This is a genomic window from Burkholderia sp. Ac-20365, from assembly GCF_017104715.1.
In the GTDB taxonomy this organism is placed as follows: domain Bacteria; phylum Pseudomonadota; class Gammaproteobacteria; order Burkholderiales; family Burkholderiaceae; genus Paraburkholderia.
Genome location: NZ_JAAGPI010000001.1, coordinates 576,371 through 596,683 on the forward strand (window position 1 = coordinate 576,371; position 20,313 = coordinate 596,683).

Consider the following 20,313-nt stretch of genomic DNA (forward strand, 5'->3'; position numbering starts at 1 on the left):
GAGATCGCGGCGGCATCCATTACCAGCAAGGAGTGTTTTCATGAGTACCGTCAAGATGTATCGATTGTTGCGCGCGGCTGTCGTTGCGGTTGCCGCGCTCGGCGTGACGCTGGCCGGTTCGCCTGCCTTCGCGGAAGCGGACCATCAGAGCGCCGGCAAGGGCACGCCCGTCGTGTCCGTCGGCCCGCAGTACGACACCACGCACGTGTATGTGGCGAGCCAGGACATCGACGCATTCGTCGACAGCTTCGTCGCGACGTTTGGCGGCAAGGCGTCGCCGCGCGCCGTGTTCACCGTTACGCCGACGCCGAGCAAGACGGCTTCGCAATACGTGCAGACGCCTGTGGGCATGCTGTCGGTGTTCGCGTTCCAGACGCCGATTCCGTATCCGTTCGGCAACGAGCGCACCGGCTATCTCGTCACCGACATCGACAAGGCCGTGCGCGCCGCGCGCGCAGCGGGCGCGGACGTGATCGTCGATACCTTCGACGACCCGATCGGCAAGGACGCAGTCATCCAGTGGCCGGGCGGTCTCTACATGCAGTTGTACTGGCACACGAAGGCGCCGTCGTACGGTCCGCTCGAAACGGTGCCGGACAACCGCGCGTACGTGTCGCCGCAGGCAGCCGATAACTTCATCAAGCGTTTCGTGCGCTTCTCGCATGGCAAGGTCGTCTCCGATAACCGTCGCGCGGACGGCGCGGAAATTGGCCGGCCCGGCGATACGATCCGGCGCGTTCGCATCCAGTCGGGCTTCGGCAACATGCTGGTATTCGTGACGGACGGCAAGCTGCCGTATCCGTTTGGTCGGGAGACGACGGGTTATCAGGTCGCCGATCTCGACGCAACGCTGACGAAGGCTCAGAGCGTCAACGTGAAGGTGCTGGTGCCCGCGGCCAGCACGGTGGAAGGACGCTCGGCGATGGTCGAATTCCCCGGCGGCTACGTCGCCGAGATTCACGAAGCGAAGAAGTGACGGTGCGCCGTTCGATCAAACGCGCGCGGCGTGCGGCGAGAAGAGCGGCCGCGTATGCGGCGCTCGCCGTGTGCGGTCTGGCGGACGGCGCAAACGCGTTCGCCGCTGACGCAGCGGCGAGCACGAGCGCAACCGACAGCTCCGCCTGCACCGCAACGCGCCCCTCGTCGCTGTCGTTCAACCGCTGGCAGGAAGACTGGTCGGTGCTGGGGCTGCCGTGCGTGCCGCGCAAGCCGCTCGATGCGCTCAAGTACATGCCGCTTCCCGGCGATCCGACGACTTATCTGTCGCTCGGCGCGACGCTGCGCGAGCGCTTCGAACTGAACAACACACCGTTGTTCGGCCTCGGCAGCACGAAACCCGACAGCTACGTCATCCAGCGCGCGCAGGTGCATGCCGATGCGCGTATCGGCGAGCATGTGCAGGCATTTTTCCAACTGGAAGATGCGCGGCCTTTCGGCAAGGATTCCGTGTCGCCAGTCGACAAGAATCCGCTCGATATCGAGCAGGCTTTCGTTGCGTTCGTTTATGGCGTGGGCGGCGGCACGCTGAAGACACGCATCGGCCGCCAGGAGATGGCGTTCGACTTGCAGCGCTTCGTGTCGGTGCGCGACGGGCCGAACGTGCGTCAGGCGTTCGACGCGCTATGGGCCGATTATGAAATCGACAAGTGGCGCTTCATCGGTTACATGACGCAGCCGGTGCAGTACCGCGACGTTACCGCTTTCGACGATGTGTCGAATCGCCATCTCACGTTCAGCGGTGTGCGCGTCGAGCGTGTGAACACAGGGCCGGGCGATCTGTCCGCGTACTGGTCGCGCTACAACCGCGACAACGCGCGCTTTCTCGATGCGACGGGCACCGAGCACCGCGATGTGTTCGATGTGCGCTATGCCGGCAAGGTCGCGCCATTCGACTGGGACGCGGAAACGATGCTGCAGACGGGGCACGTCGGCAACGATACGATCGGCGCGTGGGCGTTTGGCGTGCTGACGGGCTATACGTTTGCGTCGATGACAGGCACGCCGCGGCTCGGCTTGCAGGTGGACGGCGCGTCGGGTGACAAACATCCGGGCGATGGGCGCGTCGGAACCTTCAATCCGCTGTTTCCGAACGGCTATTACTTCACGCTGGCAGGCTACACGGGCTACAGCAACCTGATCCACGTGAAGCCGTCGATCTCGTTCAAGGTCACGCCGAAGGTCACGCTGATGACGGCGTTAGGCTTCCAGTGGCGCGCGACAACGGCCGACGCGATATACGGACAAGGCTCGGCTGTCGTGCCGGGCACGGCGGGCAAGGGCACGCGCTGGACGGGCATGTATGCGCAGGTGCGCGCCGACTGGCTCGTCAGTTCGAATGTTGCGCTTGCGCTCGAAGCGGTGCATTTCCAGGTCGGCGATTCGATCCGCGCATTGGGCGCACGCAATGCAGATTACGTCGGCGTAGAGGCGAAGTTCGGCTGGTGATGTTTCGCAAAGACGTGCACAAGCCGCGCCTTCCTGCGAAGGCGCGGCTTGCTGACAACGCGTGCTGCTTCTGACTACCAGCCGTAACCGCGATACCCGTAATACCTCGGCTGATACACCGGCACCTGCGCATACTGCATCGGCATGACCGGCTGGTTCACGTAGACCGGCTGGTGATACACCGGCACGTACTGCACCGGCGGCGGCTGATACGGCTGGAACACCACCGTCTGCATTTCTTCCGGCGACGGGCCGTCGTAGACGGGCGGCTGCGAATAGACGACCGGCGCAGGCCGGTAGCGCGGACGCGGCGGCGGCGCGGGTGCGTACTGCACGGGCGCCGCATCGTCATCGTCATAGGCGGCTTGTGCCTGCAACTGACGCTGCGCGACGCGCGGCTGGTTCACGCGCCGCACCTGTGCGTTGTCGTCGGAAGGCATGTCCGAAGGCAACGGCGGCGGTTGCTGCGCGCTCGCCTTCGACGTGCGCTTCAACTGATCGCGCAGCGATGCATACGTTTCCGCATCTTCCTTTGCGCGGGCGCTGTAGCCACTGTGATACGCGTCGCTGAGATCTTTCAGGCGCGCCTTGTTTTCCTCGTCGGCGGTCATCTGCTCTTCGCCCGGATCGAGCGAAGCCTCGTTGACGCCGCCATTGTCATAGGCTGACCGCGGCCCGTCAGCCCACGCAGCGGCTGGCAGTAGGGCTGGCCCGAAGGTCACGGTCAACGCCGCAGACCCGAGCAATGTGCTGATTCTCATGGTTGTTACCTCGCTGGTGGTCATTTACGGCAAACACAACCCCGTACGCGTGTCCCGTGCCGACCGCAAGCGAATCAGCCTCCCACCGGAACCTGACGTACCTCCATGCTGCATGCATTTATCGGCCGCGTTGTACTGCGTCCGCACGATCAACATGATGTGGATTAAGTTGCCAGCAAACGAGCGCGCCGGATGCGATGTAACGCACATTGCGGATCATCCGATTCATCAGGATAAACGCGAGGTGCTGCGCTCACTCGGTGTCGGCGGTTTCGACGACGGCGGGCGGGGTCGATCGCAAACGTTTGGACTCGCTTACGGGCGTGCGGAGCGCGTTTCGAAGCGCGTCCCGATCCAGCCCGCCTTCCCACGCCGACACGACGATCGACGCCACGCCATTGCCGACGATATTCGTCAGCGCGCGGCACTCGGACATGAATCGGTCGATACCGAGAATCAGCACCATCGCCGCGACGGGCACAGTCGGCACGACGGAAAGGCTGGCCGCCAGGGTGATGAAACCCGCGCCCGTGACGCCTGTCGATCCTTTCGACGTCAGCATCGTCACCAGCAACAGGGTGATTTCCTGCGTGATTGTCAAATGCGTGTTCGTTGCCTGCGCGAGGAACAGCACGGCGAGCGTCATATAGATATTGGTGCCGTCGAGATTGAACGAATAACCGGTCGGCACGACGAGGCCCACGACGCCGCGCGGACAGCCGAGCCGTTCGAGCTTTTCCATCAGTTGCGGCAGCGCGGCTTCGGACGTGGACGTGCCGAGCACGATCAGCAGTTCGTCGCGGATATAGAGCAGGAAGCGCCACAGGCTGAAGCCGCACAGCCGGGCGATCACGCCGAGCACGATCGCGACGAACAGGATCGCCGTCAGATAGAACGTGCCGATCAGCTTGAGCATCGGCAGCAGGGAGACGATGCCGTAACGGCCGATCGTGAACGCCATCGCTCCGAATGCACCGATGGGCGCAAGGCTCGTGATCATATGCACGATTCGGAAAAACGCTTTCGACAGCGTTTCAACCAGATTCGTCACGGGCGCGGCCGTGTCGCCGAGCAGGGCGAGCGCGGAGCCGAACAGCATCGCGATGACGAGCACGGGCAGCATGTCGCCTTGCGTCAGCGCGCCGACGAAGGTGTCGGGTATTGCGTGCATGATGAACGCGACGATGCCGTCGCCGTGCGCGGCTTGCGCTGCATAACCGGACACGGCTTTTGCGTCGAGCGTCGACGGATCGACGTTGAAGCCCGCGCCGGGCTTGAGCACATGTGCGGCCACGAGGCCGATGCCGAGCGCGAGCGTCGATGCGACTTCGAAATACAGCAGCGCCTTGCCGCCGACGCGCCCGACCTTCTTCATGTCCTGCATCCCGGCAATGCCTGTCACGACCGTGCAGAAAATCACCGGGCCGATGATCATGCGCACCAGCTTGATGAACATGTCGCCGAGCGGTTTGAGCGTGACGGCTTCCTGCGGCGCGAAATGTCCAAGCAGCACGCCCGCGACGATGGCGAACAGCACTTGCATATAGAGAATCTTGTAGAACGGTTTGCGCTTCATGTCTCCTCCGTTTTTCGGGGCAAAGCGGGGCCGTTCCCTTCTGCAGTCGGAAGGGAATCGGCGCTTCTGAAGGGAAAAAGAGTGGCCGGGTAGCCCTTACAGCACGCTGGCCCAGGCGTGCTGCGCGAAGTGAGTGCGCTCGAAGCCTTCGATTTCGGGCAGCGACGACAGCGTCAGGTCGATCGTGTCCATGCCTTCGATCACCATCCGTTTATGGCGTGCACCAAGCGGGTACGTGTAGGTCTTGCCATCGGCGCTGTGCACGGTCTGTCGTTCGAGATCGATGCGCAGCGTCGCTTCAGGCGCTTGCGTCGATGCATGGACGAGCGCATCGATGGCATCGCGTTCGAGTTGCACCAGCAGCAGCCGGTTATTCATCGCGTTCGAATAGAAAATCTCCGCGAAACTCGGCGCGATCACGGCCTGAAAACCGTATTGCTGCAAGCCCCACACCGCGTGTTCGCGGCTCGATCCGCAGCCGAAATTGGATCCGCCGATCAGAATGCGCGCGCCCTTGTACGCAGTTTGATTCAGCACGCTATCCGCGCGTGGCGTGCCTTGCGCGTCGAATCGCAGGTCGTAGAGCAGGCCGTCGGCAAGACCGGCCTTGTCGATGATGCGCAGGAACTGCTTCGGCATGATCTGGTCGGTGTCGAGGTTGTCGATGGGCAACGGCGCAGCCGTACCTTCGATGATCGTCAAACGGTTCATTGCGCGCGTGCCTCCAGAGTGCGGACATCGGTGATGCAGCCTGTCAGCGCAGCTGCTGCTGCCATCGCGGGACTCATCAGGTGCGTGCGGCCGCCGCGTCCCTGACGTCCTTCGAAATTGCGGTTGGTGGTCGACGCGCAGCGTTCTCCGTCGTCGAGCATGTCGTCGTTCATCGCGAGGCACATCGAGCAGCCCGGTTCGCGCCATTCGAAGCCCGCATCGATCAGCGTCTGCGCGATACCTTCCTGTTCGGCCGCGCGGCGCACGCGGCCCGAACCGGGCACGACCATCGCGCGCACGCCGTCGGCAACGTGCTTGCCGCGCACGATCTGCGCGACGGCGCGCAGGTCTTCGATGCGCCCGTTGGTGCACGAGCCGATGAAGACGCGCTGGATCGGCGTACCGGCGAGCGGCTGATGCGCTTCGAGATGCATGTAATCCAGCGCGCGGCGCAGCGACGCGGCGGCTTCCGGCGACGCTTGTTCAGCTTCATCCGGAATGCGCTGATCAATCGCAATCGCCTGATCGGGGCTCGTGCCCCACGTGACGAACGGCGCGATATCGCGTGCGTCGAAACGGTGCTCGGCGTCGAACTGTGCGCCTTCGTCGGAACGCAGGCTGCGCCATTCGTCGAATGCGCTTTCGTCGAGCGCTTTGGCGTGTGCGCGAATGTAGTCGAATGTGGTTGCGTCGGGCGCGATCAGCGCGGCGCGCGCGCCGGCTTCGACGGTCATGTTGCACAAGGTCATGCGGGCTTCCGCCGACAGCGACGCGATGGTCGATCCCGCGAATTCAACGGCGTAACCGCGTGCTCCTTGGGCGCCGATCTTGCTGACCAGCCAGATCACCACATCCTTCGACGTCGTGCCATAAGGCAGCGCGCCGTCGATCGTGATGCGCATCGTCTGCGCGAGCCGGTAGACGAGTGTTTGCGTCGCGAGCACGTGTTCGACTTCCGATGTACCGATGCCAAATCCGAGCGCGCCCAGCGCGCCGTACGTTGTCGTGTGACTATCGCCGCACAGTACGACCATGCCGGGACGCACGAGGCCCATTTCGGGCGCGACGATGTGCTCGATGCCTTGCATCGGATCGTTTGCGGCGAGCAGCCGGATGCCGGCGCGCTCGCAATTACGCGCGAGATTTTGCGCGAGCATCAGCGATGCGGCATCGCGGATCACGCGCGGCGTTTCAGCATGCGTCGGAATGATATGGCTGACGACGGCCAGTTGCTGCTGCGGACGGCGCACCTTGCGGCCGCGTGCTTCGAGCGCGCTGAAGGCTTGCGGGCTGGTGTATTCGTTCATCAGATGCAGATCGACGTACAGCAGCACGTTCTGGTCGTCGATGCGCGACACGAGATGCGAATCGACGAGCTTCTGGTAGAGGGTTCGTTTCGACATGGCAATAGAGGACAGGCAGCGTTGATGTCAGGCGCCAATAAATGGCAGCACGCGTTCCAGCAGCAGTTGCGGCGCTTCTTCGGGGATGTAATGACCGCACGGCAGCGCTTCGCCTTGAACTTGCGGCGCGTACGGGTGCCATTCGGCGAGCGGATCGAAGCATTGTTCGATCACGCCGTGCGCGCCCCACAGCGCGAGGAAATCGCACTGGATCTGCTGGTGTGCGGCGAGCGTTGCGCGGTCGTGCTCGAGATCGATCGTGACGCTCGCGCGGTAGTCCTCGCAGATGCCGTGCGCGGTCGCGGGATCCGACAGGCAGCGCAGATACTCTGCGTAGGCTTCTGCGGTGAACGGCGCGAGGCCTGCGCTGCGCGCGCCGATGGTCTGCTTCAGATAGAGGTCCGGGTCGGCGCGGATCAGCGTTTCCGGGAACGGCGTGGGGCGCACGAGCATGAACCAGTGCCAGTAGGCGCGGGCGAAATCGAACGAGGTCTTTTCGTACATCGCCAGTGTGGGTGCGACGTCGAGCGTGACGAGGCGTTCGACGGCGTCGGGGTGATCGAGCGCCATGCGCGCGGCGACGCGTCCGCCACGGTCATGGCCGATCACCGCAAACGAATCGAAGCCGTGCGCGCGCATCAGTTCGACCTGATCGAGTGCCATGCGGCGCTTCGCGTAGTTCGCGTGGTCGGCGGTGCCTTGTGGCTTGCCGCTGTCGCCGTAGCCGCGCAGGTCGGCGGCGATGACGGTGAAGCGCTCGGCGAGCGCCGGTACAACCTTGTGCCAGATCACATGCGTTTGAGGATGGCCGTGCAACAGCAGCAGGGCGGGGCCGCGTCCGCCCTTGATCGCGTGAATCTTGATGCCGTCGGTGTGTATCGACGCATCCGTGAATCCTTCGAACATCGTTGTCTCCTGAAGTTGAATCGAGTCTAATTGATGAATTGGGCGATTGGGTTTCCGGGAAAGCATTCCGGTCGTAACTTTTCGGAACGAATCGCTGTGAGCTTTGGAGATAGGGCAAATGGACGGCTTCTCGGATCTGAATCTTTTCGCGCTGGTCGCGCGGCATCGCAATCTGGCTGCGGCGGCGCGGGAAATCGGGGTGACGCCACCGGCGGTCAGCAAGCGGCTGGCTCAGCTTGAAAAACGGTTGGGCGTGCGGCTGATGAACCGTACGACGCGGCGATTGAGTCTGACGCCCGAGGGCGAGCTATACCTGGCGAACGGGTCGCGAATACTCGATGAGTTGCAGGAACTCGAGCAGCTTGTTACGCGCAGTCGTGCCGAGCCGACCGGGCTTTTGCGGGTGAATGCGTCGTTTGGGTTTGGTCGTGCGCGGATTGCGCCGGCTATTTCGGATTTCGTCGCGCGGTTTCCTGCGATGAAGATCCAGTTGCATTTGACTGATCGGCCTTTGAGTTTGCAGGAAGAGGGTTTTGATCTTGGGATCCGTTTTGGTGAAGTGCCTGATGCGCGGGTGAATGCGCGCTTGCTGATGAAGAACCGCCGGATTGTGTGTGCGTCGCCGCGTTATTTGAAGGTTCATGGCGAGCCTTCGGTGCCGCATGATCTGACGCGGCATGCTTGCATTGTGTTGCGGGAGAACGAATCGGCATATGGGACGTGGCATTTTTCTCGCGGCAAGCGTGTGGAGACTGTGAAGGTCGATGGGCCGCTAGCGAGTAATGATGGCAGTGCAGTGCTGCACTGGGCGCTTGAAGGGCGCGGTGTTGTGGTGAGGTCGGAATGGGAGATCGGTGCGTTTCTTGCGCGTGGTGAACTCGTGCCACTGCTGACCGAATGGACGTTGCCCGATGCGGATATTCACGCGATTTATCTTGAGCGGAATCAGCTTTCCGTTAAGTTGAGGACGTTTGTTGATTTTTTAGGGGAGTATTTGAGGCTGCCAAGGGTGGCAGCGTGAGGTTTGGTTTTGGTTTTGGTTTTGGTTTTGGTTTTGCTTTTGCTTTCGCTGGCATCCGCGATTTGCCTTCGTACTTCACGCGTCGCCCCTGTGCGGGGCGGCACCTACTTTTCTTTGCCGCGGCAAAGAAAAGTAGGCAAAAGAAAGCCGCTGAACACCGCCAGTTCTTGCTCCTGCCTGAGGGCCCCCAACGGGTCCTCCGCTTCAAACGGCAACCTGCCTTCCACTGCCCGTTGCCAACGCTCTTATTGAGCGCCTCACCCGCTTCACACTCCCGCGTCGCCGCGAGCGCGACCGCATCTCCCACGTTCTCTAGCGGCAAACTGTGTGTCGGCTATCGCGGCGTATGCACTTCACTCCGGACTGAAAAACGCGATCGGTGTCGTAGGAGCGATGACGTGTGGAGCACTACGACCTACACACAGTTTGCCACCTGGGCGGCCGTAACCAATCGCTACCGCTCGCTGCGCTACGGGTGCTTGAAGTGGGTGAGGCGCCCATTCAAGGCGTTGGCAACGGGCAGTGAAAGGCAGAACGCCGTTTGAAGTGGAGGAACTGCTGGGGGCCCTCAGGCGGAGGTCAAGAATTGGCGGTGTTAGCCCGCTTTCTTTGCTTACTTTCTTTGCGGCGGCAAAGAAAGTAAGTGCCGCCCCGCACAGGGGCAACGCGTGAGGCACGAAGGCATATCGCGGATGCCAGCAACAAAACAAGCAAACCAAACCAGCGCCACGCGGATGCCAGCAAAAACAAAAGCAAACCACAAACAAAGCGTCGCAAGACAAAAAAACAAACCCTAACCCGGATGCGTAACCTCAACCACCTCACCCGCAGGCGCACAAAACCCCAATCTCACCGACAACGCCGCCCCCGCTTCCTTAAGCAGCGCAACGTAGTGCAGCTTCGTATCTGCCCCACACCGCATCGTAGGAAACGAAACCGACAACCCCGCAATCACCCGCCCGAATCGATCAAACACAGGCACAGCCAGACACCGCAAACCTTCTTCCTGTTCCTCGATATCCTCGCCATAACCCTGCGCCCGCACTTGCGGAAGAATGCTCATCACAGCGTCAGCAGACGACAACGTCTTCGCAGTCGACTTGCGAAACTCGATATGCGACAAAACTTCTCGCGCTTCATCAGGCTCCATCCACGCAAGTAAAACCTTGCCAATCGCCGTGCTATGCAGCGGATTACGCCGCCCAATCCGCGACTGCATCCGCAACCCATAATCAGCGTCGATCTTGTGGATATAGATAATCGCGTCTTCATCGAACGTGCCGAGGTGCACGGCTTCCCGCGTCACGCTGCCAATGCGCCGCATCTCGATGTCAGCCTCGCGCACGAGATCCACACTTTCCAGCGCCTTCGCGCCAAGCTCGAACAGTCGGATAGTCAGGCGATAACGCTCCGTCTCGACCTCTTGAGTCACATAGCCCAGCGCCTTCAGCGTCTGCAACATCCGATGCACTGTCGTCTTCGACAACGACAGCCGCTGCGACAGCTCGCTGATGCCGATCTGCCCGCTATCGCCAATCGCGCCGAGAATCGCGAATACGCGGGCAACGGACGATAGCGATTCGCCTTTGTCGGCCGGTTCCGCGTCGGACGCGAGCGGGGCGGCCGCGCGCTTGCGTGGCGCGGGGGGCGAGGTCTTGAGTTTGTCGATGGCTGCCATATGCCTGATTACTGCGGTCGGATGATTGCGTTCCATTCACTGCGGTTGCCCGTAGCGCGCGGCCCGCAACGATTGCTGATCGCCGAAATATACCGCGTGCGCCGCGCAATTCACATCAATTCACCTCATCGCGCGAGCCATCCGCCATCCACGGCAAGCGTATGACCGTGCACATAGTCCGACGCCGACGACGCGAGAAACACCACGGGACCCGCGAGATCGTCCGGCGTGCCCCAGCGTCCCGCCGGAATGCGCGCGAGAATTTCGCTGTTGCGCTGCTCGTCGTCGCGCAATGCCGCTGTGTTCGATGTCGCCATATAACCCGGCGCAATCGCGTTCACGTTGATGCCGCGCGCAGCCCATTCGTTCGCAAGCAATCGCGTAAGCCCGAGCATGCCGCTTTTCGACGACGTGTACGACGCCACGCGAATGCCACCCTGAAACGACAGCATCGACGCAACGTTGATGATCTTGCCGCGCTTGTCCTCTCCGACGAAATGACGCGCCACGGCTTGCGCGAGAAAAAACGCGCTCTTCAGGTTCACGTTCATCACCGCATCCCAGTCGTCTTCGGTGAATGTCAGCGCGTCCGCGCGCCGGATGATGCCCGCGTTGTTCACCAGCACGTCGACGCGTCCGCACGCTTCGAGCGCGGCGTGCACGATGTCGTCGATCGGCGCGGTACTCGACAGGTCCGCGCTCACGCCGATATAGCGGCGGCCGAGCGCCTTCACATGCTGCGCGGTATCGCTGTCGTTCGAGCGGCTCACGCCGACGATGTCGCAGCCCGCAGCCGCGAGCGCGTGCGCCATGCCTGCGCCGAGGCCCGTGTTGCTGCCCGTGACGAGCGCCACCTTGCCGCTGAGATCGAAAGGATGCGAAGTCATGCGCGGTTCCTGTTCCATTAGCGCAGATCGCGCACGGCGAGATGGTCCATGTCGCTGAACACCTGGTTTTCGCCGACCATGCCCCAGATGAACGTGTAGGCGCGCGTGCCGACGCCCGAGTGAATCGACCAGCTCGGCGAAATCACTGCCTGCTCGTTGTGAACGAGAATGTGGCGCGTCTCCTTCGGCTCGCCGAGCATGTGGAAGACGGCGGCATCGTCGGCGACGTTGAAGTAGAAATACACCTCCATACGCCGCTCGTGCGTGTGGCAAGGCATCGTGTTCCACAGGCTGCCGGGTTCGAGCTTGGTCATCCCCATCGAAAGCTGGCAGGTGGGCAGCACTTCGGGAACGATGAACTTGTAGATCGTGCGGCGGTTGCTCGTCGCGGGATCGCCGAGCGTTTGCGGCGATGCTTCGGCAAGCGTGATGGTGCGCGTCGGGTAGGTCGCCTGCGCGGGCGCGCAGTTCAGATAAAACTTCGCGGGGTGCGCGGGATCGTCGCTACCGAAGGTCAGCGACTGCGTGCCTTTGCCGACATAGATCGCTTCCTCGTTGCGCACCGTGAAGCGCTTGCCGTCCGCCTCGACCCAGCCATCGCCGCCGATATTGATCGCGCCGAGTTCGCGCCGCTCCAGCAGGTAGCTCACGCCAATCGTCTTGCCGAGCGAACCGGGCACTTCGACGGCGCGGCTCTGCGGAAACGCGCCACCCACGATGATCCGGTCGATATGGCTATACGTCAGCGCCAGCGCATCCGGCTCGAACACTTTCTCGACCAGAAACTCTTTTCTGAGGCCGGCCGTATCAAGCGTTTTCGCGTATTCGCTGTTCATGCTCTGTCTGACTTCCATGTCTCCTCCGCTGCTGGGCGGCGCTGCACGCCGCGTCCGGGTTGGCTTTGCGCGCAGTCTAGCATGATCGGAACACTGGTCCGAAATCGAAAAAATCGTTAAATCACCACATTCAGGGAACGTTATTTTGAATGCAGGGTAAACGATTAATCTCGATGCCTACAAAATCGGAACAACGTTCCTTTGTCGATGCTATAGTCCGCGGACAGGTGGACGGAGCCGGACCATACCGGACAGTTCCGCCGTTCCCATCACCGGCCTGGCGTCGTATGGAGGAGACATGAAATTGAAGAAGGCAATCGACCGCATACCGGGCGGTCTCATGCTGGTACCGCTGTTGCTCGGCGCTTGCGTGCATTCGTTCGCGCCTGGCGCGGGCAAGTATCTCGGGTCGTTCTCGAATGGCCTGATTACAGGCACCGTGCCGATTCTCGCCGTGTGGTTCTTCTGCATGGGCGCGACCATCGATCTGCGCGCCACAGGCACCGTGCTGCGCAAGTCGGGCACGCTGCTCGTCACGAAGATGCTGGTCGCGTGGCTCGCGACGATCGTCGCGTCGTCTTTATTGCCTATCGACGGCATCAAGACAGGGTTGTTCGCCGGACTCTCGGTGCTCGCGATCACCACTTCGATGGACATGACCAACGGCGGTCTCTACGCCGCGGTGATGCAGCAGTACGGCACGAAGGAAGAAGCGGGTGCGTTCGTGCTGATGTCGATCGAGTCGGGTCCGCTTGTCAGCATGATCATTCTCGGTGCAACGGGTGTGGCCTTCTTCGAGCCGCGGCTCTTTGTGGGCGCAGTGCTGCCGTTCGTCATCGGCTTTACGCTCGGCAATCTGGATAGCGCGCTGCGTGAACTGTTCGGCCGCTGCGTGGTGCCGCTGATTCCGTTCTTCGGCTTCGCGCTCGGCAACGGCATCGACCTGAACGTGATCGTGAAGAGCGGCATTCCGGGCGTGTTGCTCGGGCTGGGCGTGATCGTTATCACGGGCATTCCGCTGATTCTCGCCGACCGCTGGATCGCGGGCGGCAATGGGGCGGCGGGCCTCGCGGCATCGTCGACGGCGGGCGCGGCGGTGGCCAATCCGTCTATCATCGGCGAGATGATTCCGCGCTTCAAACCGATGGTTCCTGCCGCGACGGCGATGGTTGCCACCGCGTGCCTCGTGACCGCGATTCTCGTGCCGATCCTCACCGCGATGTGGTCGAAGCGCGCTCGCATGAAAGCCGGGTTGAACGAGCGCATGGACGAAGACACGGGGCCATTGCCGCAGCCGCTTGGCGCACACGAATAGCGCACACGAATAGCGCACACGAATAGCGCACACGAATAGCGCACACGAATAGCGCACACGAAACGCACGCGCTGACAGCAGAACGGCGCGAACCGGCAGATCAACTCAAGCCGGTTCGCGCCGTCGTCGTTTGTGTCGTGCGTGTTAGCGACTCGACACGTTATGCATGACTCTTCGCATGCGACCTGCCAACGGTGAGGTAATGCAACAACGCGATGACCGGGAACGCCGTGGCGACGCTCGCCACCAGCGTCCAGCCACCATGCTCGTACAACGGGCTGGCAAGCGCCGAACCAATCGCACCGCCGACGAAGATGCTCGTCATATACAGCGCGTTCAGCCGGTTACGGCTCGCGGCGTGCAGCGCGTAGATCTCACGCTGGCCGAGCACCATGTTCATCTGCACCGCGAAGTCGAGCACGACACCCGTCGCGACGAGACCGCCGACGCCCCACGCCGGATGAATCAATCCAGGCGTATAGGCCAGCGCGCCGACCACCAGCGCGATCAGCGTCGCGCGCACCGTGTGGCCTGCATCCGCGAGACGGCCCGCGATGGGCGCCGACGTCGCGCCGATTGCGCCCACCAGCGCGAATATGCCGATCGCCGTTTGCGACAGTCCGTAATGACGTGTCAGTTCGATGGGCACAGCGGTCCAGAACAGGCTGAACGTGCCGAACATCAAGCCCTGATATAGCGCGCGATGGCGCAGCGTGGGCATTGTGCGCACCAGATGACCGAGCGACGCGATCAGTTGCGGATAGGTCGCCTGATGCGAGGGCTGTCGCGTCGGAATGGTGAACGCAAGCACGGTCGTGACGATGGCCATCAGCACGGCGGCCGCACCGAACACGACGCGCCAGCCGAAGTGGCCGGCGACGATGCTCGAAATCGGCCGCGACAGCAGAATGCCGAGCAGCAGCCCGCTCATGATCGTGCCGACCACGCGTCCGCGCGTTTCGTCCGGCGCGAGATGCGCGGCAAGCGGAATCAGGATCTGCACGGCGACGGAGCTGAAGCCGATCATCAGCGAGACGGCGAGGAACGCGCCCGGTGCCTGCACGAACGGCGCAATCGCGAGGCTCACGATCGATACCAGCGCCGTCGTAATCATCAGCTTGCGGTTTTCGAGCAGATCGCCGAGCGGCACCAGAAAGAACAGGCCGAGCGCGTAGCCGATCTGCGTGAGCGACACGATCAGACTCGCCGTGCCGCTCGACATGTGGATGGACGGCGCGATCAGTTCGGTGATCGGTTGCGCGTAGTAGAGATTGGCGACGATCGCGCCGCAACTGAACGCGAACAGTGCGATCAGGCCGCGCGTGAGCCCGGTGGCGGTTTCGCCGCGCGCGAGCGTCGATGAACTGCTGGTCATGCTGACTCCTTTCACTTCTTGATGTAAGCGGGTATGGCTTGAATACTGGCTGGGCGCAGTGCTTTCATGCTGCGCTACGCGCTTCACGGACTAGCAGCGCTTGCTCGAACACGGCAGGCGGTTGTGCGCCGCAAATCGGCACACCGTCGATCAACACCGTCGGCATGCTGCTGATCGACGAACGTTGCGCCCACATACGTGCGCTATCGAGTTCGCGATTGCCCGCGTCGGACAGCAGGTATTCGCGAGCGCGATGCGAATCGAAACCCTGTTCGCCCGCAATTTCGATGAGCGTATCAATCGATCCTATATCGCGCCCTTGCGAAAAATACGCGGCGAAAATCGCATCGAAAAGCCGTGCGACGGTTTCGGCATTGCCATGCAGCATAGCGAATTGCACTAAACGGTGCGCGCGGCGTGTATTCGGCGTGCTCGCAATGTTCGCGTAAGCAAATGACAGCCCCGCGGCGAGGCCGGCTGCCGCGGCCTGCGCGTCGAGACTCTGGGAGCGTGCCCAACTGCCGAACTTGCGCGTGCGATACGCGCGCCGATCGATGCCTTCGAGAGGCATCGACGGATTCAGCTCGTATGGCGTATAGCGGACTTCGACAGGTGCGTCGAGTGCCGTGGCCCGAATCCCCGCGGCAAGATTCGCGTGACCGATCCAGCACCACGGGCAGATGAAGTCATAGGCGAGCACGATCTGTACGGCTTGCATCGATTGCTCCTCGAAAACGGACAGACGAAGATTAGCCGTTGCGCCGCGCCGTTTGAATGGGTGCGCAGCGCAAACGTCCGTTGCGTGGAGCGCAATCGGCATCGCGGGCATAATCGCCGCCATGGACAAACTGCTCGCCCTGAATACGCTGCTCGAAGTCGCCGATGCGGGCGGTTTCGCGAAGGCTGCACAGCGCCTCGGCGTGGCGACGTCCTCGGTGACGCGCTTGATGGATGCGCTCGAAAACTCGCTCGGCACCGCCTTGCTCACGCGCACGCCGCGCAAGGTGAGTCTTACCGATGCAGGCACCGCGTACGTCGAGCAGATTTCGAAAGTACTCGACGATCTCGCCGAGGCCGACGAGAGCATCCTCGATAGCGGTGCATCGCCGGTCGGCGCGCTGCGTATCACGGTGCCGTCCGCGTACAACCGCATGCAGCTCGCGCCGCATCTCGCCGCGTTTCTCGCGGAATATCCGCGCATCGCGCTCGATGTCGTGGTCGCCGATCATTTCGCGGACCTTGCGCTCGATCGTATCGATGTCGCCGTGCGTATTGGTTTGTTGTCGCGCGATCCGAATCTCGTCGTGAAGAAGCTCGCCGACAATCCGCGCTATGTGGTCGCGAGCCACGAGTATCTGCAACGTGCAGGTACGCCGGTCAATCCCATTGCGCTCGCAGAACACGACTGTCTGCGTATCGCGTATGGCGGCAGTTATCGCGCGCGCCAGGTGTGGACTTTCAGCCGTGGCGCGGAACACGAACGCGTCGATGTGCGCGGGCGGCTCATTTCCAACAGCCTCGAAATGCTGCTCGAAGCGGTGCTCGCCGGACAAGGGCTGGCGCTGCTGCCTGACTGGCTCGTCAATCATGAAATCAGCGCGGGGCGTTTGATGCGCCTTTTCGCGGACTGCAACGTCACGCCGCAGAACGGCGAGGCTGTGGTCTATGCCGCGTATCTGCCCAATCGCCGGCATTCGAGCAAGGTGAAAGCGCTGCTGCGGTTTCTCGAACTTCGCATCGGCGGGCTGACGGAAAGTGCGGCTTGAGCGGGTTGCCCGCTCGCATTTCTACATTCCTATTCGCCAGCGACGGCGCATGCCCGTCGATGCGCAACCACGCGCATTCCTGAAATCAACGCTTGACACCACCCCTCAATCCGTTCGACCATTGTGTCCACAATACGATTTGCAAGTCCATAATATGGACGAAATCCTCGGAGACACAATGACAGCCCCAACCAACGGCGTCGATGCGATGACGCCTTATCAGCTCCCCAATCCACCCGAAGCCTTGCGCGAAATCGTCGTCGAATCCGCGATTCCGCAGGACGAACGCGTGTGGGTGCCGCAGGCGGAGAACGTGTGGTTCCGGCCGTTGTGCCTGAACGTGTCGAGCGGCTACTGGATGAACCTGCTGCGCGTGCGCAAGTCCGGCGTGCTGAGCCGCCATCGTCATCCGCAGGCCGTGCACGGCATGGTGCTCAAAGGTCGCTGGCGTTATCTGGAACACGACTGGATCGCGACAGAAGGCAGCTACGTGTTCGAGCCGCCGGGCGAAACGCACACGCTGTACGTGCCCGAAGACGTCGAAGAAATGATCACGTACTTCCAGGTCAACGGCGTCATGTACTACTGCGATCCGCACGGCAATTACACCGGCTACGAAGACGTATTCACGAAGCTCGACATGTGCCGCGCGCACTACGAGCGCGTCGGGCTCGGCGCGAGTTATGTCGACCAGTTCGTGAGGTGAGCGGTGAACGCGCCTTTCGAATTGCGCCGTGCGTCGTACGACTTCGCGGGTGCGGTTGCCGTCGTGACGGGCGGCGCGCGCGGCATCGGCGCGGAGATTGCTAGACGGCTCGCGGAATGCGGTGCATCCGTCGCCGTGTGGGATCGCGATACCGATACTGCATTTGCCGATCATCCGCGCATCGCGAGCTTTGCGGTCGATATCGTGGACATTGCATCCGTTGAGCGCGCGGCGCAGGCAACACTGGAACGTTTCGGCGGCGTCAACGTGCTCGTCAACAACGCGGGCTACGCAGGCCCGACAATGCCGCTCGATGAATACGATCCCGCCGAATGGTCGCGCATCGTCGATGTCAACCTCAAAGGCACGTTCAACGTCTGCCGGCAGATCGTGCCTGAACTGCGCCGTGCGCGCGATGCACGCATCGTCAATATCGCATCGCTCGCGGGCAAGGAAGGCACGCCGAATGCGTCGGCATATAGCGCCGCGAAAGCAGGCGTGCTTGCGCTGACGAAGTCACTCGGCAAGGAACTCGCGCAAAGCAGTGTGCTCGTCAACGCAATTGCACCCGCTGCCGTGCGCACGTCGCTACTCGAACAGATGTCGCCAGCACACGTGCAGACAATGATCGACAAGAGCCCGATGAAGCGTCTGGGCGAACCCGATGAAGTCGCGGAACTCACGCTCTGGTTGTGCTCGTCGTCGTGCACATTCAACACGGGCGCGGTGTTCGATCTGTCGGGAGGACGCGCCACTTACTGATTCACCCGCAGTGCCATTCACGCAAGCTTCCACACAGACTCGCAAGAGCAACGGAGGAGACATACATGCAACCGAAATCACCGCGCCTCAGGCGCATTCAATGGATCGCGCTGACGTTCCTGACGCTGGCGGGCATCGTCAATTATCTGGACCGCAGCACGCTGTCGATCGCCAATCATTCGGTGAGCGGCGAACTGGGTTTGTCCGCATCGCAGATGGGGCTGCTGCTGTCGGCCTTTTCGTTTGCGTACGCGTTTTCGCAACTGCCGGTTGGCGCGATGCTCGACCGTTTCGGCGCGCGCGTGATGCTGGGCCTCGGCATGTTCGTATGGTCGTGCGCGCAGTTGTGCGGCGGTCTCGTGCATACATTGCCGCAGTTTCTTGCGGCGCGCATTGCGCTCGGCATTGGTGAAGCGCCGCAATTTCCGGCGGGCGCGAAAGTCGTCAGCGAATGGTATGCGCTGCGCGAACGCGGCCGTCCGACGGGCATCTTCACCACTTCGTCGACAATCGGACCGGCGCTTGCGCCGCCCATTCTCACCGTGTTGCTGCTGTCGTTCGGCTGGCGCTGGATGTTCGTCGTGATGGGTGTGCTGGGCATTGCGGTGTCGATCGGCTGGTACATGATCTATCGCAACCGCTCCGACATCGTGCTTGAACCGAATGAAGTCAAGCATCTGACGGAAGAAGAGCCCTTTGCGCGCGCGGAACGCAAGATGACGTTCGCCGAATGGCGCGGCCTGTTCGGCTCGGCGACCACGTGGGGCATGATCTTCGGCTTCATGGGCGTGATCTATATGGTGTGGCTGTACCTCACGTGGCTGCCTGCGTATCTCGAACATGAACGCCATCTGACAATTGCGAAGACGGGCTGGGTCGTGTCGATTCCGTACATCTTCGGCACTCTGGGCATGCTGTCGAGCGGCTTCGTCGCCGATGGCCTGATGGCGCGCGGCGTGGCGCCGATCCGCAGCCGCAAATGGCCGATCTGCTGCGGCCTCATCGGCGCGGCGCTGTTCACGGTGCCTGCCGCGTTCACGCCGACATTGACGCTCGCGATCGTGTACCTCTCGCTGGCGATGTACTTCGTCAATCTCGCGAGCGGTGCAGCATGGGCGCTTGTTAGCGTGGCCGCGCCGCGGCATCTGGTGGCGTCGCTGGGCAGTATCCAGAACTTCGGCGGCTATTTCGGCGGCTCGTTTGCGCCGTTCATCACGGGCGTGGTCGTGGATCGCACGCACTCGTTCGTCAACGCGTTCCTGATCAGCGCGGGCGTCGCCTTCGCGGCGGCCCTTGTTTATATGTTCGTCGTGCGCGTGCCGATCGCCGAGCGCGCCGAGCAGGGCGCCACGCCCGGCACCCGTATGACTCACTCCTGAACTTCGAAATCGACATGACGTTTCAACACGATCTGTTTGCAGGCAAGACGGCCGTCGTCACGGGCGGCACGCAAGGCATCGGCGCGGGCATCGCGCGGCAACTCGCGGCGCTCGGCGCGCGCGTGATCGCGGCAGGGCTCGCGCCGACGGACGAGCAACGCAGCACGCTCGCCGCCGACGGCATCGAAACCGCGCCGCTCGACGTCGCATCGAAAGCGGAGGTCGACGCGCTGTTTGCGTCCTTGCCTTCGCTCGACATGCTGGTCAATTGCGCGGGCGTGATCCGGCGCGGCGACGAACTCGACCCCGAGGTGTTCGCGCAGGTGCTCGACATCAACCTGACGGGCACGATGCGAGCGTGTGCGGCGGCGCGGCCGTTGCTAAGTGCGCGGGGCGGCGCGATCGTCAATACGGCTTCGATGCTGAGCTTTTTCGGCGGCGGGCTGGTGCCGGGCTATAGCGCGAGCAAGGGCGGCGTCGCGCAACTCACGAAGTCGCTTGCGATTGCGTACGCGGCAGATCGCATACGCGTGAATGCGGTCGCGCCGGGCTGGATCGCGACGCCGTTGACGCAGGCGTTGCAGCAGAACGACGAGCGCTCGAAGGCGATTCTCGAGCGCACGCCGCTTGGACGCTGGGGTTCGCCCGACGATATCGGTCCCGCCGTCGCGTTTCTGTGCTCGCCAGGCGCGTCGTTCATCACGGGCACGGTCTTGCCTGTGGATGGCGGATATCTGGTTGCGTGATGGCACAGCGACGCGTCTCGCTATAATCGCGTCGCCTTTC

General features: G+C 62.4%; 19 protein-coding genes. 9 read left to right on the top strand and 10 right to left on the bottom strand.

What is annotated here, in order from left to right; all coding sequences use genetic code 11:
* Positions 1–40 precede the first annotated feature (40 nt).
* Positions 41–976 (top strand): glyoxalase, encoded by a 936-nt coding sequence (locus tag G3O01_RS02400; RefSeq protein ID WP_205802831.1) that lies wholly within the window; start codon positions 41–43, stop codon positions 974–976.
* Entirely contained in the window at positions 973–2,445 is a 1,473-nt protein-coding gene (locus G3O01_RS02405; RefSeq protein WP_205802832.1) for an alginate export family protein, read from the top strand. Before G3O01_RS02400 ends, G3O01_RS02405 begins: the two co-directional genes overlap by 4 nt.
* A 74-nt stretch (positions 2,446–2,519) precedes the next feature.
* On the opposite strand, the gene G3O01_RS02410 is transcribed toward G3O01_RS02405, so the two are convergent.
* The 5 genes from G3O01_RS02410 to G3O01_RS02430 all read right to left on the bottom strand — a co-directional run bounded on the left by G3O01_RS02410 (position 2,520) and on the right by G3O01_RS02430 (position 7,802).
* Positions 2,520–3,206, bottom strand: coding sequence for a hypothetical protein (locus G3O01_RS02410; protein WP_205802833.1), 687 nt, complete (start codon positions 3,204–3,206; stop codon positions 2,520–2,522).
* A gap of 253 nt (positions 3,207–3,459) precedes the next feature.
* On the bottom strand, positions 3,460–4,782 hold the full coding sequence (locus G3O01_RS02415) for a dicarboxylate/amino acid:cation symporter (RefSeq protein ID WP_205802834.1): 1,323 nt from the start codon (positions 4,780–4,782) through the stop codon (positions 3,460–3,462).
* A gap of 96 nt (positions 4,783–4,878) precedes the next feature.
* Positions 4,879–5,493 (bottom strand): 3-isopropylmalate dehydratase small subunit, encoded by a 615-nt coding sequence (gene leuD, locus G3O01_RS02420; RefSeq protein WP_205802835.1) that lies wholly within the window; start codon positions 5,491–5,493, stop codon positions 4,879–4,881.
* Positions 5,490–6,896 (bottom strand): 3-isopropylmalate dehydratase large subunit, encoded by a 1,407-nt coding sequence (gene leuC / locus G3O01_RS02425; protein ID WP_205802836.1) that lies wholly within the window; start codon positions 6,894–6,896, stop codon positions 5,490–5,492. Before leuC ends, leuD begins: the two co-directional genes overlap by 4 nt.
* A 27-nt stretch (positions 6,897–6,923) precedes the next feature.
* A complete protein-coding gene (locus tag G3O01_RS02430; RefSeq protein WP_205802837.1) occupies positions 6,924–7,802 on the bottom strand; it encodes an alpha/beta hydrolase in 879 nt (292 codons plus the stop codon).
* A gap of 118 nt (positions 7,803–7,920) precedes the next feature.
* On the opposite strand from G3O01_RS02430, the gene G3O01_RS02435 reads away from it, so the two are divergent.
* A complete protein-coding gene (locus G3O01_RS02435) occupies positions 7,921–8,823 on the top strand; it encodes a LysR family transcriptional regulator (protein WP_205802838.1) in 903 nt (300 codons plus the stop codon).
* Positions 8,824–9,616: 793 nt separating this feature from the next.
* Here G3O01_RS02435 and kdgR read toward each other — a convergent pair.
* The 3 genes from kdgR to kduI form a co-directional block, all read right to left on the bottom strand.
* Positions 9,617–10,501, bottom strand: a complete 885-nt coding sequence (gene kdgR / locus G3O01_RS02440; protein WP_205803085.1) for a DNA-binding transcriptional regulator KdgR — start codon at positions 10,499–10,501, stop codon at positions 9,617–9,619.
* A gap of 125 nt (positions 10,502–10,626) precedes the next feature.
* Positions 10,627–11,388 (bottom strand): 2-dehydro-3-deoxy-D-gluconate 5-dehydrogenase KduD, encoded by a 762-nt coding sequence (gene kduD / locus G3O01_RS02445; protein ID WP_205802839.1) that lies wholly within the window; start codon positions 11,386–11,388, stop codon positions 10,627–10,629.
* Between the two features lie 17 nt (positions 11,389–11,405).
* Entirely contained in the window at positions 11,406–12,242 is an 837-nt protein-coding gene (gene kduI, locus G3O01_RS02450; protein ID WP_205802840.1) for a 5-dehydro-4-deoxy-D-glucuronate isomerase, read from the bottom strand.
* Between the two features lie 280 nt (positions 12,243–12,522).
* Here kduI and kdgT point away from each other — a divergent pair, with 280 nt between their 5' ends.
* Positions 12,523–13,539 (top strand): 2-keto-3-deoxygluconate transporter, encoded by a 1,017-nt coding sequence (gene kdgT / locus G3O01_RS02455; RefSeq protein ID WP_205802841.1) that lies wholly within the window; start codon positions 12,523–12,525, stop codon positions 13,537–13,539.
* 160 nt (positions 13,540–13,699) lie between these two features.
* On the opposite strand, the gene G3O01_RS02460 is transcribed toward kdgT, so the two are convergent.
* Together G3O01_RS02460 and G3O01_RS02465 are read right to left on the bottom strand one after the other, a co-directional pair.
* Positions 13,700–14,914 carry an MFS transporter gene (locus G3O01_RS02460; RefSeq protein ID WP_205802842.1) on the bottom strand — a complete coding sequence of 405 codons (1,215 nt, stop codon included), beginning with the start codon at positions 14,912–14,914 and terminating at the stop codon, positions 13,700–13,702.
* Positions 14,915–14,978: 64 nt separating this feature from the next.
* Positions 14,979–15,632, bottom strand: a complete 654-nt coding sequence (locus G3O01_RS02465; RefSeq protein ID WP_205802843.1) for a DsbA family oxidoreductase — start codon at positions 15,630–15,632, stop codon at positions 14,979–14,981.
* Between the two features lie 121 nt (positions 15,633–15,753).
* Here G3O01_RS02465 and G3O01_RS02470 point away from each other — a divergent pair, with 121 nt between their 5' ends.
* The 5 genes from G3O01_RS02470 (at position 15,754) to G3O01_RS02490 (ending at position 20,273) form a co-directional block, all read left to right on the top strand.
* Entirely contained in the window at positions 15,754–16,680 is a 927-nt protein-coding gene (locus G3O01_RS02470; protein ID WP_205802844.1) for a LysR family transcriptional regulator, read from the top strand.
* A gap of 178 nt (positions 16,681–16,858) precedes the next feature.
* Positions 16,859–17,386 (top strand): 2,4'-dihydroxyacetophenone dioxygenase family protein, encoded by a 528-nt coding sequence (locus G3O01_RS02475; RefSeq protein WP_205802845.1) that lies wholly within the window; start codon positions 16,859–16,861, stop codon positions 17,384–17,386.
* Positions 17,387–17,389: 3 nt separating this feature from the next.
* Complete coding sequence (locus G3O01_RS02480; protein ID WP_205802846.1) at positions 17,390–18,148, top strand: SDR family NAD(P)-dependent oxidoreductase; 759 nt, start codon at positions 17,390–17,392, stop codon at positions 18,146–18,148.
* A 65-nt stretch (positions 18,149–18,213) separates the two neighbouring features.
* Positions 18,214–19,527 carry an MFS transporter gene (locus G3O01_RS02485; protein WP_205802847.1) on the top strand — a complete coding sequence of 438 codons (1,314 nt, stop codon included), beginning with the start codon at positions 18,214–18,216 and terminating at the stop codon, positions 19,525–19,527.
* A gap of 14 nt (positions 19,528–19,541) precedes the next feature.
* Entirely contained in the window at positions 19,542–20,273 is a 732-nt protein-coding gene (locus G3O01_RS02490; RefSeq protein WP_205802848.1) for an SDR family oxidoreductase, read from the top strand.
* Positions 20,274–20,313 lie beyond the last annotated feature (40 nt).